Origin of the sequence: Sphingopyxis lindanitolerans, from assembly GCF_002993885.1 — a bacterium.
Lineage (GTDB): Bacteria > Pseudomonadota > Alphaproteobacteria > Sphingomonadales > Sphingomonadaceae > Sphingopyxis > Sphingopyxis lindanitolerans.
The window spans coordinates 2,399,580-2,415,950 of sequence record NZ_CM009578.1 but is presented as its reverse complement, the minus strand read 5'-3'; the positions used below and the strand labels follow the sequence as shown (position 1 = coordinate 2,415,950).

Genomic DNA, 16,371 nt, shown 5'->3' with positions numbered 1-16,371 from the left:
TGCACTGCAGAAACGCCGGCACGCATATTCGTCATGCGCGGGCTGCGGAATGGCTTCGATGTCGTGAATCGCGGAATTCGTGCGCTCGCCCCCTGCCATTTCCGGTCCTTTTCGCCATTTCAAACAGATGGGTCGTCCGGATTGTCGGCCTTGCCGTCGGGGACGTCCCGAAGCCCCTGGAGACCGACCACCCATCGCGCTTTACGTCCTTGCCACAACCGACCTGCCGACGTTACATAACTACTAGAACTAATACAAATGAGTTTGCGGCAATTCGGCGCAGGCAGGGAAAGCCGGATCAGCGGCCATGAAGAAGGTTTATCGTGTCGCGCGGATCGCGGATCGGATCGGCTTTGGTGACTTTCCAAGCTCCGCTTCTGCAGCGGCGCAGGCCGGACGTGAGCGCTGCCGTGCGGCAATAATAGGAATTCAGAGGAGATTTTAATGACCGCCATTGCCGCCATCGTCGCCGGGGACATCATCGAAACCGGCGATGCGCCGATCTCCATCATCAATCCCGCCAATGAGGAGTTGATCGTCGAGCTGCCCGAGGCGGACGCCGACACAGTCGATCGCGCGGTCGCAGCGGCGCGACGAAGCTTCGATGAAGGCGTGTGGCGCACCATGCCCGTTGAGAAGCGGCAGGCGATTTTGCGCAAGTGCGGCGACGTGATTGATGCGGCGGTCGACAGACTGGCCGATATCGAATGCAGCAATACCGGGATTCCGTTGTCGCAGATCGGAACGCGCCAGGTTTCGCGTGCAGCCGAAAACTTCCGCTTCTTCGCGGATTATATAGGGCAGAATGTCGGGGAACTTTATGAGCAAAACCCGGATTATCTGACGATGGTGCGCCGTGAGCCGGTTGGTGTCGCGGCGCTGATTTCGCCTTGGAACTCGCCCATCGCGCTTGGGTCCATGAAAATTGCATCTTCGATCGCGTTTGGAAACTCCTGTGTTCTGAAGCCATCCGAGCAAGCGCCGCTGGGCATCAGTCTGCTCGTTTCTCTTCTGGGTGACGCCGGAATACCGGAAGGTGTGGTCAATCTGGTGAATGGCCGCGGAATGACGACGGGAGACCGGCTGATCCGCAATCCCGATGTCAATGTCGTCACCTTTACCGGCGGCACCGAGACGGGCCGGATCATCATGAGAACCGCGGGCGAGCATTTGAAGCCGGCGACGGTGGAACTGGGCGGGAAATCCGCCAACATCATCTTTGACGATGCCGATTTCGAGCAGGCGTTGGACGGTGCCTTGCTGGGCATCTTCTCCAACAATGGCCAGCAATGCCTGGCGGGTTCCCGTATTCTGGTGCAGCGCGGAATTGCCAAGCGTTTCGTCGAAGCTTTCATTGCCCGTGCGGAGGCAATCCGCATTGGCGACCCGCGCGATCCGGCAACCGAATTGGGGCCGCTGGTGTCGCAACGCCACATGCAACATGTGATGAGCTTCGTGCCGGATGCGGGCAGCGCCGATCGCGTGCTGACGGGCGGACGCCGGATGCCGGGATTCGACAAGGGCTATTATTTCGAGCCGACTTTGGTTGAAACCACGAATGACAGCCGGATCGCTCAGGAAGAAATTTTCGGTCCATTTGCCGCGTTCATCGTCTTCGATACCGATGAAGAAGCCTATCATATCGCCAATCAGAGCCGCTTTGGGCTGGTTTCCTATGTCTGGTCGCAGAGCATCGCCCGGATCATGGAAGCGCAGGAGCGGATCGAGGCAAGCATCGTGTGGTGCAACACGCCGATGATGCGGGAACTGCGCGCGCCCTTTGGCGGATACAAGGATTCGGGCGTGGGCGCCGATGGCGGCAAGGCATGCGAGGCGTTTTACACGCGCCAGAAAACTGTGAGCATCCCCCGCCGCCCGTTGACACTCAGGAAGCTTGGGCTGGCGAATTGAACGAGATTGCAGTTTGTCGGTTCGGATCACCGGGCGAATCTCAATCCAATGCGGACGGCCTCCCGAGGATGTAGTTCGGCCTTTACATTGATGGCCTGACTGGCTGATCCGCCGGTCCCATTCCTTTGCCGACGCCTTGACGAAACATGGCCGAACGCCATAATTGGTATAAAGATAGAACAAATGAACGGACCGATGGAATCGAATGGACACGCTATTTGAAATTCTATGGCGGCAACATCAGATCGCCGACATCGGCGATGGCATCGGCTTGATCGCGATCGACCGGGTGATGTTGCATGAGCGGACCGGCGGGGTCGCGCTGAAGGGGTTGGCCGCTGCCGGACGGAACATACTCGCCCCCGCGCAGGCGTTTGCGGTCATGGATCATATTGTCGATACGTTGCCGGGCCGGTCCGATGACACGCTGATGCCCACCGGCAAGGCGTTCATCACCGAAACACGCGCCGCCGCAAAGGCTGCCGGAATCCGGTTGTTCGACCTTCATGACGACCGCCAAGGCATCTGCCACGTCATCTCGCCCGAACAGGGGATTGTGCTGCCGGGGGCGACCCTTGTCTGCCCGGACAGCCATACAGGTACCCAGGGCGCCTTTGGTGCGCTGGCCTGGGGGATCGGTTCCAGCGAAGCCGAACATGCTTTGACCACCGGCACGTTGCGGGTTCGCAAGCCCGCGACGATGCGCGTCACGGTGACGGGCCGATTGGCGGACGGAGTCGGTGCAAAGGATCTTGCGCTTCACATCATCGTGCTGATCGGATCCCAAGGCGCGCAGGACCATGTGGTAGAGTTCGCGGGTGAGGGAATTACCGCGCTCGATATCGAACAGCGCCAGACGCTGTGCAACATGGCCACCGAAATGTCCGCCTTTTGCGCGATCATCGCGCCTGACGATGTCAGCCTCAGCGCGCTGAAGGGCCGCCCATTTGCCCCCAGGGATGCGCTGTGGGAGCAGGCGGTGGCGCATTGGCGCACGCTGGCAAGTCACCCCGATGCGACGTTCGACCGCGAAATCACGATTGATGCCGCGACCGTCGCGCCGATGATCAGTTGGGGGACCAGCCCGCAACAATCGATTCCCGTCACCGCTTCGATCCCGCCACACAATGTCGGCCATCCGCGCGAAACCGCCGCCAACCACAGCCGCTCGCTGGCTTATATGGGGCTGGCGGACGGGATGGCGGTGGCCGGGGAGCCGATCGATGCGGCGTTCATCGGATCGTGCACCAACAGCCGGCTGTCGGACCTGCGCCGCGCCGCAGCGATCGTAAAGGGCCGCAAGGTCGCCAAAGGCGTCCGCGCGATCTGTGTCCCCGGATCCAAAGCGGTCAAGCTTGCCGCCGAACAGCAAGGTATCGCGGCAACGCTCATTGAGGCCGGTTTTGAATGGCGCGAGCCGGGCTGCTCGATGTGCTTCTTTGCCGGCGGCGAAAGCTTTGGCCTGCGCGAGCGGGTGATTTCGACCACCAATCGCAATTTCGAGAGTCGTCAGGGGCCGGACACGCGCACCCATATCGCCTCGCCCGAAACGGTCGCGGCGTCGGCGATTGCGGGGCATATCGTCGATCCGCGCTCATTCAAGGATGAGGTCGCCCCATGAGCGAGGCCTTTACCCGATTGACAGCAGTCTCCCTGCCGTTGCTGCTCGATAACATCGATACCGATATCATCATACCATCGCGGGAAATGAAGACGGTGGGCAAAACCGGTCTTGCCGATGGGTTATTCGCGGGCTGGCGCTACACATCGGTGGGCGGCCGCGAAAAATCACCCGATTTCCTGATGAATCACGCGCCCTACGACACTGCACAAATCCTGATCGCGGGTCAGAATGTCGGCTGCGGGTCGAGTCGGGAGCATGCCGTGTGGGCGCTGCGCGAATATGGCTTTCGCGCCGTGATCGCGTCGTCGTTCAATCCGATCTTTCGAAGCAATTGCATTCGCAATGGTCTGGTTCCGGTGCAATTGCCGTTTGCTCAGCTATATGCGCTGGGCGATGTCGGTGAAGCGAGCGTCACCGTCGATTTGGATGCGATGACGGTATGCGCACCCGGCGTCGGCCCGTTCCCCTTTGAACTGGAGAAAGACAGTCGCCTGATGCTTCTCAACGGCTGGGACGCGATTGATCTGACCCTGCAATATCGTGACCGCATTACCGCCTGGCGCGACGCGGACCGTGCAGAGCGCCCATGGATTTATCTGGAGCGCGACGCATAAGCGGCGCCATCCTGCCCTGCGGCGAGCCTCAGTTTTCTGCGCCCGGCAGCGGAGCGGATCGATATGCCGCGCACGGTGGCAGAGTAAGGCGTGCGCGCGCAAGATGGCAGGGAATCTGCGTAGGTCGGAGCGCCAGCATATCCCCGACCCTGTGATGCGCCAGCCCCGCCTGGTTATCGATGGACCGGCCTGTGCCACAGCCGGAATATCTCAGGCGATGAGGGAAAGCGACGAAAGGGACTGGGCCGTTTGCCCTCGATTTTCGGCTTGCCCAGGCCGATATCGAGCGCAGCGCCGGGTTGCCACCTTGCCACGGCCATGCGTGCGTTGTTCATGGCGTTTCCCCGCTTCTATGTATATTTACCTCCGGACGTTAGGAGCGAATATGACGAAAGAATTCCAGAAGCCGGCGGTGGACGCGGATACTGTTGACGAAAAATCCGAATATTCATTCAGCCAGCGCGGCAACCTTCCCATTTATCAACAACTGCACGTCGTGCTGTCCCGGAAATTGCTCGACGGGGAGTTTCCGCCGGGGAAGCCGATTCCCGGGGAGCTCGAACTGGCCCGCAGATTTGCCGTTTCGCGCGTCACGGTCCGAAAAACGCTTTCGCTCCTCGAAAATGACGGCCTCGTCAGTCGTCGACGGGGCGTCGGCACCTATCCAGTCGAGCGGACGGACGATCATTCACCGAAATCGCTCAACGGCGTGCTCGAGAACCTGATCACGATCGGAGTTCATACGACGGCGAAGACGCTGTCGTTCGGGTGGCACGTGCCACCCACCCTCCCCAAGCGGGCGCTCGGACTCGGGCCGGACGATGTCGCGCTGCGCCTGGAGCGCCTCCGCTTTAACAATGGCGAGCCATTTTCTCTGACCACCGTATGGATTGCGCCAAGTTTCGGCAAATATTTCAATGAAGTGGATATTTCCAGTAAGCTGTCGATACAAGTTCTGGAGGAGAATGGAGTGCACGCGCATTCGGCTGAGCAAACGCTGAGCGCCGTAGCCGCGGACGATGCCGCTGCCGCCGCCCTCGGCGTGGACATCGGCGCACCGCTGATCCGGCTGAATCGAACGGTTAAACGAGAAGATGGCGCGGGCCTGCTGTTTCAGCAAAGCCTGTACGTCCCAAGCCGGTATGAATATCATATGATGCTGAGGCGCGACCGCAACGCGACCGGTCCGCACTGGCGCCATGTCCATTAGGTTCGTCGATAAACATGGTCATGGGGCAACGATTGCGCGCGGACTGGCGGGGCGGATCAGCGCTCGCGCCGCGACGTCCATCGCATTATCTCATAATCCGGAACCCGCTGTCGCATGCGAAAGTTCGTCAGGCGGGGGTTGAACGCGATGACGTCGCGATGCTCGACGATGAAGGCGCTCGGTGCGGCATCGCGATAGGCACGGCCTAACGCCTGATAAGCGATCAGGCGTTCGCGATCGTCAAGGATCTGTTTGGCCACTTCAAATTGGGCGGTGATCTTCGGGTCGCAGAAAAAAGGTTTGGCACGGTTGCAGGAAAAATCCTCCATCGGCCGCGTCACGTCGTGATATTGATATGTGTTCCATGAGACCGAGATGACATCGCTGGTCCAGCCATTCATTGCATATTTGCGGCTGAATTCGGGGTAGGTAATGACCTTCAGAGTGGTCGGCACGCCCACTTGACGCCAATATTCCGCGACCTCCTGCGCAACCATGTCATCGCCCGGCGCTGTGTTCTTCAACACACTCATGACAAGCGGAAAGCCCTTGGGATAACCGGCCTGGGCAAGCAGCGCGCGGGCTCTGGACGGGTCGTAGGGATAGGGCGGAATGGTCGGGTCATAACCGAATGATCCACGCGAAGCGGGCTGTCCGGACGGTGCCGGCCGATCGAGCAGCGATTTCGATATGGCATCCTTGTCGATGGCATAGTTGAGCGCCCGGCGGACGCGCACATCCTGAATGGGCGACTTGGGATCGCCGCCCGTAATGCGGAACGTAAAAGCCTTCACCTGGTCTGATGGCGTTGTCAGAACGCGCATACCGTCGCGCTTCAACCTTGGCGTGTCTTCCAGATCAACGAACGCGACATCCACATCCTGCGACAAAAGCGCCTGCGTTCGAGAGGCCCCGTTGGGCAATTCGACAAGGATCACACGTTGGAGAACGGTGTTGCGCCAGCTCGTCGGATTGCGACTCATGGTCAGCTGACGGCGCCGCGGGTTCCAATCGGTCAGCATGAAGGCGCCGGTGCCGACCGGCCGCTGGGCGAACGCATCTGGACCAAGCTTTGCCCATGCCTTCGGTTCTACCATATAGACCGCCGTCATGCGTCGCGGCAGGATCGGGTCGGGCACCTCGGTCTCGATCTCCACTTCGAGACGTCCTAGCGCCCGCGTATTCTTCACGATGCGCAGTTCGCGGCCCATCATGGTCCGCTGTCCGGCCGGGGATTTCAACCAATCCATCACGGCGACCACGGCTGCGCTGTCGAAGACGGAGCCGTCGGAATAGGAAATGCCGTCGCGCAGGGTAAAGCGCCAAACCGTTGGCGAGACCAGTTCCCAGTGCGTTGCCAGCCCCGGCTGCAATTGGTTCTTCTCGTCAAAGCGAGTCAGAGCATCGAAAACGGCCGACCAGACGAGTGAGCCAGGACGGCCGTTGCCGCGAAACGGGTTGGCAAGGCTGGGCGGCAGCGAGCCGACGGCGATGCGCACCTCGTCGGTGCGTGGGGGCGGATTGGGCGAACAGCTTGCGAAGAGCAGCGCCATGCACGCGAGCAAAGTGCAGATCGGCCAGCGAAGACGGTCGTTCATAAACCAGCCTCTCCGGGGCTTTCGAGCAGCCGCGCAACAGCCGAGTCGACATCATCCAAGGCACCTGCGGCGAGCGCGGCGAGCAGGACTGGATCGCCGAGCGCCGCTTTTGGATCGAGCCCCGCGGCGAGCAACAGGCGCGTATATGCTGATTTGGGCGCCATCATCACATCTTTGACCGGACCATATTCCACGACGCGGCCGGATTTGATGACGCAGACGGTGTCGGCGATTTGCGCGACCATGCGCATGTCATGCGATATGAATAGCAGAGCGACGCCCAGCCTGTCGCGAATGTCGAGAAACAGCGCCGCCATACGCGCTTGCGCCGTAAGATCGAGTGCCGAAAGCGCCTCGTCCGCGATCAATAGGCGCGGCGCCATGGCCAAGGCACGGGCGATCGCCACGCGCTGCTTCTGGCCGCCCGACAGTCCGGAGGGACGGCGTTCCAGCAAGGAAGCGTCGAGCCGCACCAGTGCCATCAACTCCGCAACGCGGGCGTGCCGCGATGCCAGGCTGCCAAAACCGGTGACGATCAGCGGTTCGTGCAGGATCGCGCTGACGGTATGGCTTGGATTGAGGCTGGCATCCGGGTCTTGGAACACCATCTGCACGGCTCGGCGCGCGGCCAAGGCAGCCGCACCTTCAAGATCGCGGATCGGTTGGCCGTCGAGCAATATCCTGCCCGACGCCGGGGCGACAATTCCGGCGACGCCGCGCGCGAGACTGGACTTTCCGCAGCCCGATTCACCGACGATGGCCAAAATTTCGCTCGGCATGACGCGAAAGCTGACGTCGTCCACCGCCGCGTGGGCGTTCTTTCCATGGCCATAGACGATGCTGAGCGCCTCAACCTCCAACAGCGGATCTTTCATAGCTTTTCCATCAGGCTGCGCCGGGATGGAGCGCTGTCGATAAGTTCACGGGTAAAGGGATGCTCCGGCGCGGAAAGGATGCGCTCGGTGGGACCAGTTTCCAGCAGCCGACCGTCTTTCAGCACCGCGATCCTGTCACAAATGGCGGCGGCAACGCCGAGATCATGGGTGATGAGGAGGCAGGCGCGTTCGGCGCTCGCGCGCTTGAGCACGGCAAGAATCTGGAGTTGAACCGTTGGATCAAGCGCCGTCGTCGGTTCATCGGCGATCAGCAAGCCCGGCTGATTGATGAGCGCCAATGCGATCATGGCGCGCTGGCGCTGGCCACCCGACAGCATGTGCGGATAACAGTCGATAGAGGCGTTCTCACCGGGCAGACGCATGTCCCGCAGCGCGACGATCGCGCGAGCGCGGGCCTCGTCCGCCCCCAACCCCTGATGCCGCCGGACAGATTCGATCAAGATCGAGCCAATCGTCCGCACCGGATTGAAGGAGGACAGCGGATCCTGGAACACCACGCCGACGTCACGGCCCTGCATGGGCCGCCCCTGGGCTTCGCTCAGCCTGTCCACGCGCACTCCGGCGCGAATGATTTCGCCGGCGGCGACCCGTACGGACGATGGCAGGAGTCCGGCAACCGCAAAGGCGGTCAACGTCTTGCCCGACCCGCTCTCTCCCACCAAGCCCAGAATCTCACCGCTGTCTATCGCCAGGCTCAGCCCATCGACCAGTGAGTGCGGGCCGGCGGGCGTGTCGACCGCAATCGTCAGATCTCGCACCTCCAGGAAAGGTTGCAGCGTCATGGCGCGCGCGTCCGCAGATGCTGGGCAAAGAGATGGGCGGTCATGATGAGGGTGACGATGGCACCTGCGGGCGCAATCAGCAGCCAGGGCGCATCGCGAATATAGGTCTGGCTCTCGCTCAACATCACGCCCCAAGTGGGTGCGCCCATCGGCGTGCCGATCCCCAAAAACGAAAGCGCGCTTTCGGCGATGATCATTTCGGCGAAGTGGAAGACGATCAGCACCGACAGCGACGGAACGAGACCCGGCAACACGTGACGCAGATATAGCCTCATGCGCGACATGCCCATCATTGCGGCAGCCAGAACATATTCGCGCTGAAAAATGGCCTGGCCTTCGGCATAGGCGACGCGCGCGAACACCGGCCAAGTGATCAGCCCGAGTGTCAGCACGACCGCCTGGATTCCATTGCCGCGAAGAATGGCGATGACGGTCACGGCCAGCACGAAGGCTGGAAAGGCTTGTGTGAAGGTCGTGATTTGGCGCAGCAATGTGCTGAGCCAGGATTCGCGCCGCGCGGCCACGAGACCCAGCGTGACGCCAATCACGGAGGCGATGAGCGTCGCCAGCGTGGCAATGCTGACCGACCAGCGCAGACCCGCAAGCATTCGAGCGGCAACATCGCGGCCGAAGGCGTCGGAGCCCAGAAGAAAGCCATGGGTGAGGGGCGGACTCAACCGCCAGTCGAGGTTCATGGCCCGAGGGTCGAGAACGGTCTCGATCAGCCCGCCGAACAGGATGACCAACAGACAGAATCCTGCGACGATCGCCATTAAAAGGGTCGTCCAGTGCGGGCGGATCGTCATTCCGGTCGCCCCTTGGTCCGCAGGCGCGGGTCCGCCAGAGTTTGCAGGGCTTCGGTCGCCGCGTTGGCCAGGAAGACGCTGACCACCATCACCAGCGCGATCGCCTGAACCACAGGAAAATCCAGGTTGAGCGTCGATTGCACCAGCAACCAGCCGATGCCTGGCCAGGCGAAAATTGTTTCTATGATCACGAGGCCCGTCAGCATGGCGGCGATTTCGGCGCCGATCAGGGCGATGGCCCCCAATAAGGCGTTCGGCAAGACATGGCGCCAAAGGATCTGCCGGTTTGACGCGCCAATCGATCGTGCCGTGCGTACGAAATTGGAGCGCAGCGCAGCGCTGGTATTGGCTTCAATGACGCGAATGAGCTTCGGTGCCATGAACGAGACGACCGAAACTACCGGCAAAATCAACGTTTCGGGTCGACCATATCCCACCGACGGGAGCCATCCGAGGCCGACCGCGAAGATATTCACCAGCAACAGAGCGGAGACAAATCCGGGCATGCCTTGCAGGACATTCAAGGCAATTCGAACGACCCGCGCTGCCGCGCCTCTGCTCTGACCAAGCCAAGCGCCGATAGGTACGGAAATTACGATATTGGCGGTAATCGCCGCTGCCGCCAGCATGAGAGTCGCCGGATAGGCCTGCAATACTTTGTGGATTGCCGACTGGCCGTCCTGCAACGACACGCCCATATCGAAATGCAGCACCTTCCCTGCATACACGAGATATTGTTCGATCAGACTGCGATCGAAACCATAAGCCGCGCGGACTTGGGCGAGCTGCGCCGGGGTCGCGCTTTCACCGGCGATCATTACCGACGGATCGCCGGTCAGGCGAATGAGGAAGAACAGAACCGTCGTCGTCGCCAAGGTGACCAAGGCGAGATCGCGGACACCTGTTGCTGCCCGCCGCAGCAAGTTCGACAAAACGCCCCCCGGATTACGCAACGCGTGGGCACTTTCGGATCATCAGGACGACATCTTCGGGCATCATTGCGGCCACATCATCCCGCGCACCTGCGGCACCGCGGAAGCCGCGCCCAAGGCGATTGCGTTCCCAAGTCGCGCCATAAATATTGCCCTAACGTGCGCCGCAGCCCCTGGCCATTGACATATTAGATGTATTACTATTAAGTCAACTCGAATTTGGGAGTTCGATTGCAACATGCTGATTAACAGGGAACGCGCCAATGAGGTGATGGACCGCCATGGCCTGGACGCACTCGTCGCGGTCACGCCGATTAACATCGAGTATCTCAGTGACTATCGAGGGCCCCTGATGCGCATGGGGCGACTGTTCTACAATTATGCGCTGCTGCCGCGGCGTGCGGAGGCGCCAGCCGCGCTGATCGTCAACGGCATCGAATATCATCGCCTCGCCAGAAGCCCGGATGCGACCTGGATGCCCAATATCCGGGCCTATCTCCATCCAATCCACAAGGACCGGCGCGATTTTGATCCCGATGTGGAGGATCCGGAAGCGGTCGACGACGTCATGCGCTGGCCAATCCGGCCGGAAGGCATCTCCCCATCCGACGAAGCCTATCTCAGCCGGATCGAAGCCGCGCGCGGCGGCCACGCGGCAAATCCGCTCTACGCGCTCAAGCAGGCCCTGCGAGACGCCGGCCTCGAACGCGCCGTCATCGGATGTGACGATCCACGCATCGGCCCGTGGCTGGAAGAGATAGGGATGCCGGATATCGAGGTCCGCGACGCGCTCAATATCTTCCGCGAGGTGCGGATGGTTAAATCGCGCGATGAATTGGACCGGCTGCGTGCAGCGGCGCGGTTGAACGAGCAGGCGATGGAGACCGTGCTGGCGGCCCTATCGCCGGGCATGACCTTCGCCGAATTGCAATCCATCTACAATGTCGAGATCGCCCGCGGTGGCGGCCGCGCGATCTATCTCGCCTGTGGCCAACTCGTCCCGTCGCAAACCACCGACGTGGTTGTCGAAGGCCATTCGATTACCTTTGATGCGCTGTGCGAACTGCGCGGCTACCATGGCGATCTCGGCCGGGTGGCTATTTGTGGAGAGCCGAGCGCGGAGTTGCTGCAGCGGATGCGAGCGGTCGAGATCGGCTGCGAGGTCGCGTACAAGATGATTAAGCCCGGCGTCACGGGCAACGCGGTTACGACCGCGCTGATCGATGCTATCCACAAAGCGGGCTTTCCGGGCTATTTGTTTGCAACACCGCATTCGGTCGGCCTTGAACATTCGGACCACCCGCTTCCCGTTGGCCCGCAGCTCCCCGGCGGACAGGGCGAGTTCGTTTTCCTGGAAAACATGGTTTTCACCATCGACATGCCCTATCGCGAGCTTGGCTGGGGCGCGATCCACGTCGAGGACCAACTCCGGGTCACGGCGACCGGCGTGGAGCCTTTTACGAGCTGTGACGTGTCTTTGCGCGTCAAACCTGGGCGGCCATTATCGGACGTTGGTTCCTAGATGGGCGCTTCCAGCATCATGACACCCGTTCTCATTGTTGGAGGCGGCCCAGTCGGGCTCACGCTGGCAATCGATCTGGCGCATCGCGGCATCAAGAGCATCGTTATCGAGGAGCGCTCCGAACCGATGGCGCACCCCAAGGCAACATTGCTTGGCGCGCGGTCGATGGAGTTGTTTCGGCGGTGGGGGATGGATCGGTCGGTCTATGACGCGGCGATTCCGGCGGACAATCCATATTATATCATCTTCACGACCCGGCTGGCGGGCCAGGAACTGTACCGTGTGCAGTCTCCCTCCATCCGCGAAATGATGACGCGCGATCCGGTCGCTGCGGCGCGCTTCGCCGAAATGCGCTGGTCGCCCTATGGCAAAACCCAGATCGGCCAGCAGGCGCTGGAGCCCGTATTGCTGGCCAAGGTCGCCGAACTCGGCGCGTTCATCGACCTTCGCCAGGGCTGGCGCTGCGAGAGGTTCACGCAGGATGCTGACGGCGTGACCGGCCATGTCGTCCATATCGAAACCGACGCGAAAGAGGACATCAGCGCCCTCTATCTGGCCAATTGCGAGGGCGGCGTCGGCCCCATCCGTCGCCAGCTCGGCATTCGCCGCAACGGGCGCGGCAAGATGCGCTCAAATGTGAGTCTGTTTTTCCGCAGCAAGGACTTTCTCGAAGTGCACGGCCGCGGCCTGGCCAATCTCTATTTCGTCTTCACACCAGATTGTTTCGGCGTTTTCACGGCCATCGACGGTGAGGAGCTATGGAATTTTCAATATTATTTCCTGGACCCGGCCCGACAAGCGGAACCGATCGACCCGGAGGCGATCCTGTTTCGCGCCATGGGCAAGCCCTTCGATTTCGAGTTGCTCAACATCACGCACTGGAGCCATCATCAATCCGTAGCCCGCAAGTGGCGGGACGATAGAGTCTTCCTGCTCGGCGATTCCGCGCATCTGTTTGCGCCAACCGGCGGCGTCGGCATGAACACCGGCATCGGCGATGCCTGCGACCTGGCCTGGAAACTGGAGGCCGTCTTGAAGGGCTGGGGCGGGCCTCGCCTGCTCGACAGCTATGAGCGCGAGCGCAAACCCATCGCGGTCCGCAATAGCATCGTGTCGGCGACCAATTCCGACAAGACCGACATGGTGATGGACGAGACGCCCGAAGGCATTGACCTGCCGGGCGAAGCCGCGGCGCTCGATCGCGCCGAACTTGGGCGCAAAATCCGCTGGCTTTCGCGCCAGTTTAGCAGCGCTGGCGTTCATCTGGGGTATCGCTATGTGGCCTCGGATATCATTGTCGCCGATGGCACGCTCGAGCCCGCTGACGACCCGTCGCGGCTCACGCCATCCACTTGGCCGGGATCGCGTGCGCCACACGCCTGGCTTGACGATGGGCGCAGCACGCTCGATCTCGTAGGGGACATTTTTGTGCTGCTGGTCCTTGCGAACGAAACGACCGAACTGCCGAGCCTTATCGATGCGTTCGCACAGGCGGGGGTGCCGGTTCGCGTCGAGCGGATTGCCGATCCGGAAATCGCCGCACTTTACGAACAGCCTTTCGTTTTGGTGCGCCCGGATGGCCATGTTGGGTGGCGGGGTGCCGGGGAGCCCGATGATCCAGCCGCCATCGTACGCACGCTCACCGGCTGGTGACATCATGCGCGCGCCGCCGAGGCTCTGGCGGCGCGCGCATTTCGGCTATTTTGCTTTCTCTACCGCGCCATACATGGATCCCATGTCCTGCTCGGCTACCGGCACGCCTTCGGGCTCCGTAAAGACGCCGGTGTCGAAGTAGCGACGGATGACTTTGCGCGTCACGTCCAGCCCTTGACGGGCTTCGCGCATCGGTGTGTCGAGCCACATGTCGAGGGGGTAGCCGCGCTGGCCGGCGGCGGCATAGGCGGCGGCATAAGCGGATGGCTCGTCCCAGACCAGAAGGTTGCGGCGCGCGTCGGACCGCGCGTGGCGAAGCGAGCCGAGGTCGACCGGCCCCATCAGCGGCAGATGGCCGGGGCCATCGGCAACCGCTTCCAGGCGACCATCGAACCGCACAATTTTGGAATGCCCGCGTTTGGCGGGCGATGGGACAGCGTCGCCCGGCGCCACATACTGACCACCCGTGCCGCAGGAGATGACATAGGCCAGATTCTCGAACGCGCGCGTGCGGCGGCCGATATCCCAACCATGGCGGCGGGCATTATGCGGTTCCGACGTCGGATGGATGATGACTTCCGCGCCGCGCCGCGCCAGTTCGCGCGCCGTTTCTGGAAAGTTCATGTCGTAGCAGACCACGGTTCCCAGCTTTCCGATCTTCGTGTCGGCAACGGGGAACAGCGCATCATAGCCGTCCCGCGCAACATAATCGGTATAGATATTCCCCGGTGTCGTGAGCGAGAGCAGGCCGGTGTCGGCACCATGGATTTTGCGGTAGCGGTGGATGAGATTTCCTGAATCATCGATGATGAACGCGGTGTTGAAATAGCGTTCGGGCCATTCGGGATCGAACTCATAGACCATGCCCGAAACGAACACCGAACTGTCACGCGCGAAGGCTTGCAGCTTGGCCATCTCCGGCCCGTCGATGCGCACGCTGACTTTCAGCCAATAATCGAGCGGCCGACCTGTCACGACGCCCTGCATGAAGAATTCGGGAAAAACGACGAGCTTCACCGAGGGCGAACGCGCCATGCCGCGCACGAGCGCGATAGCCCGCTCGACGTTATGATCGAGAACCGCGTCGCGTTCACCCAGATCATGGACCGACATGAGGTCCATTTGTCCCAGCACGACATCATAGCGATCCAGCCGCCCCTCGATGCTGGAACGCGGCTGGGCTGCGACCCGGCGCATGCCTTCCTCGCGCCAGGCTGTCCGGCTCTGGATGGGCCCATGCTCGGCTGCGGCAAAGCGCGAATATCCGCCAGCATAAAGACCGGTGCGCACGACCACCGGGAAATTGGCATAGGTTTCGTTGCGGCGACGGCGCACCGATTGCACATCCGGGTCCAGCGTCACGAAGCTCTCATCACCGCGTGATGCAGCGATGGCGAGACCGGCAGGGTCATAGGCCGCGGTGGCGCTGGGCAAGCGTTCGCAGCCTAGTTCAGCCGTTTCCGCCCGGCTTGGCGAAGCGCAAAGGACAAGACAAAGATTTTCATAGGCCCGTGAAGCACGCGCCTTTTGCCGCGCTTCAAAAAACATGTCGCTCCGTTCAACAGCCGGGTTCAGAATGATTTCTCCGCCGACCTGGGCGGTCATCCGCGCCAGATGTGGCGAGAGGATATCCTCTCCAACCAACAGCCCGATCTTGCCAAATGGCGTGACGACGACCGGAAAATCACGTAGACGCCCCAGATCGACATCGGCTTCGCCATAGCCCGCAACAAGGTCCGGCAGAGTCTTGCCAACACGAAGCAGGATGGCGCCATCGGGAGCGATCAGGAAGCCTTCGGTTCGAGCCACGTCGCCTACCATCCAGCGTGTAGCGCCCGCCAGATGGACACCGGCGTTGCACGCGAGGGCAGACAATGCAGCCAGCGCAGCCGCGGCGTCGATACCGGCTTCCGGCTGGGCGAGTGGCAGGAGGAGGAGCCGATCCGTGCCCGGAACATCGGCTGAGCAGGCCATCGCGACAACACGCGTCAAATCGTCGATCTGCGATGCGAGCCATGGCTCCTGCACAAGTGTAATCATCGGCGCGCGCTCCTTCAGACACGATATAAAAAGATATTAGGGAATTTAAGATGACTGTATATAGATACAACTGACGGATGGAAGGGGAAAGTTTTGACCACGATATTGGTGACGGGCGCAAGTCGTGGGATCGGCTTTGAAATCAGCCGGGCGTTTTTGCGCCGCGGCCACCATGTCATCGCAACTTGCCGCGACCCGGACAATGCGCACGATCTGCAGGCGCTGGAAGGCGTGTTGGAGATTCATGCCCTGGACGTCGGCGACCCCGCCAGCATCGCGCACTGCGCCGACTCCCTTGCCGACAGGGCGATCGACATTCTGGTGAATAATGCCGGCATCGCGTATCGCGATACCCGCATTGGCCATCTGGACTATGCCGCCTGGCGGCGGGTTCTGGACATCAATCTGCTCGCACCTGTGGCGGTTCTGGAGGCTTTCCTGCCGCATCTTTTGCGTGGCGAGGGGCGTAAGGCAGTCGCCATTTCAAGCAGTCTGGGATCGATCACTCGCGCTGGGGGCGGAAATTATTTCTATCGGACCAGCAAGGCCGCGCTGAATATGGCCATGCGTTCTATCGGGGCCGACCTGGCGCAGCAAGGTGTGACGGTGGCGGTGGTAAGCCCAGGCTTTGTAGATACCGATCTGACGCAGGCACTGCCGGTTCCAAAGATCCCGGCACGGGAGAGTGGTGACGGGCTGGCGGCGTATATCGAGGCCATGACGCCAGAGGACGGTCGCCGCTTCCTGCGCTTCAATGGGGATGAATTGCCCTGGTGAAGCCTG

At 61.4% G+C, this 16,371-nt stretch carries 13 protein-coding genes; 7 read left to right on the top strand and 6 right to left on the bottom strand.

All coding sequences use genetic code 11. From position 1 onward, the window contains the following. Window positions 1-444: 444 nt before the first annotated feature. The 4 genes from CVO77_RS11680 to CVO77_RS11665 all read left to right on the top strand — a co-directional run bounded on the left by CVO77_RS11680 (window position 445) and on the right by CVO77_RS11665 (window position 5,359). Window positions 445-1,911 carry an aldehyde dehydrogenase gene (locus CVO77_RS11680; RefSeq protein ID WP_105999210.1) on the top strand — a complete coding sequence of 489 codons (1,467 nt, stop codon included), beginning with the start codon at window positions 445-447 and terminating at the stop codon, window positions 1,909-1,911. Window positions 1,912-2,116: 205 nt separating this feature from the next. Then, window positions 2,117-3,532 carry a 3-isopropylmalate dehydratase large subunit gene (locus tag CVO77_RS11675; RefSeq protein ID WP_105999209.1) on the top strand — a complete coding sequence of 472 codons (1,416 nt, stop codon included), beginning with the start codon at window positions 2,117-2,119 and terminating at the stop codon, window positions 3,530-3,532. Next, complete coding sequence (gene leuD / locus CVO77_RS11670) at window positions 3,529-4,149, top strand: 3-isopropylmalate dehydratase small subunit (protein ID WP_105999208.1); 621 nt, start codon at window positions 3,529-3,531, stop codon at window positions 4,147-4,149. Before CVO77_RS11675 ends, leuD begins: the two co-directional genes overlap by 4 nt. Before the next feature lie 385 nt (window positions 4,150-4,534). Next, window positions 4,535-5,359, top strand: coding sequence for a GntR family transcriptional regulator (locus CVO77_RS11665; RefSeq protein WP_158258046.1), 825 nt, complete (start codon window positions 4,535-4,537; stop codon window positions 5,357-5,359). Window positions 5,360-5,415: 56 nt separating this feature from the next. On the opposite strand, the gene CVO77_RS11660 is transcribed toward CVO77_RS11665, so the two are convergent. The 5 genes from CVO77_RS11660 to CVO77_RS11640 are packed head-to-tail and all read right to left on the bottom strand — an operon-like array spanning window position 5,416 to window position 10,394. Next, the gene (locus CVO77_RS11660) at window positions 5,416-6,957 is read right to left on the bottom strand and encodes an ABC transporter substrate-binding protein (RefSeq protein WP_105999206.1); all 1,542 of its coding nucleotides are present in this window, start codon (window positions 6,955-6,957) and stop codon (window positions 5,416-5,418) included. Further along, window positions 6,954-7,832 (bottom strand): ABC transporter ATP-binding protein, encoded by an 879-nt coding sequence (locus CVO77_RS11655; protein ID WP_105999205.1) that lies wholly within the window; start codon window positions 7,830-7,832, stop codon window positions 6,954-6,956. The genes CVO77_RS11660 and CVO77_RS11655 overlap by 4 nt, the downstream gene beginning before the upstream one ends. Further along, on the bottom strand, window positions 7,829-8,635 hold the full coding sequence (locus CVO77_RS11650) for an ABC transporter ATP-binding protein (protein WP_105999204.1): 807 nt from the start codon (window positions 8,633-8,635) through the stop codon (window positions 7,829-7,831). Before CVO77_RS11650 ends, CVO77_RS11655 begins: the two co-directional genes overlap by 4 nt. Continuing rightward, window positions 8,632-9,441, bottom strand: a complete 810-nt coding sequence (locus tag CVO77_RS11645; RefSeq protein WP_105999203.1) for an ABC transporter permease — start codon at window positions 9,439-9,441, stop codon at window positions 8,632-8,634. Before CVO77_RS11645 ends, CVO77_RS11650 begins: the two co-directional genes overlap by 4 nt. Next, a complete protein-coding gene (locus tag CVO77_RS11640; RefSeq protein WP_158258045.1) occupies window positions 9,438-10,394 on the bottom strand; it encodes an ABC transporter permease in 957 nt (318 codons plus the stop codon). The genes CVO77_RS11645 and CVO77_RS11640 overlap by 4 nt, the downstream gene beginning before the upstream one ends. Window positions 10,395-10,611: 217 nt before the next feature. Here CVO77_RS11640 and CVO77_RS11635 point away from each other — a divergent pair, with 217 nt between their 5' ends. Together CVO77_RS11635 and CVO77_RS11630 are read left to right on the top strand one after the other, a co-directional pair. Next, the gene (locus tag CVO77_RS11635) at window positions 10,612-11,895 is read left to right on the top strand and encodes a M24 family metallopeptidase (protein WP_105999201.1); all 1,284 of its coding nucleotides are present in this window, start codon (window positions 10,612-10,614) and stop codon (window positions 11,893-11,895) included. A gap of 18 nt (window positions 11,896-11,913) precedes the next feature. After that, window positions 11,914-13,548, top strand: coding sequence for an FAD-dependent monooxygenase (locus CVO77_RS11630; protein ID WP_158258044.1), 1,635 nt, complete (start codon window positions 11,914-11,916; stop codon window positions 13,546-13,548). 45 nt (window positions 13,549-13,593) lie between these two features. On the opposite strand, the gene CVO77_RS11625 is transcribed toward CVO77_RS11630, so the two are convergent. Continuing rightward, window positions 13,594-15,588 carry a nitrilase-related carbon-nitrogen hydrolase gene (locus tag CVO77_RS11625; protein ID WP_105999199.1) on the bottom strand — a complete coding sequence of 665 codons (1,995 nt, stop codon included), beginning with the start codon at window positions 15,586-15,588 and terminating at the stop codon, window positions 13,594-13,596. 93 nt (window positions 15,589-15,681) lie between these two features. On the opposite strand from CVO77_RS11625, the gene CVO77_RS11620 reads away from it, so the two are divergent. Beyond that, entirely contained in the window at window positions 15,682-16,365 is a 684-nt protein-coding gene (locus CVO77_RS11620) for an SDR family oxidoreductase (protein WP_158258043.1), read from the top strand. Window positions 16,366-16,371 lie beyond the last annotated feature (6 nt).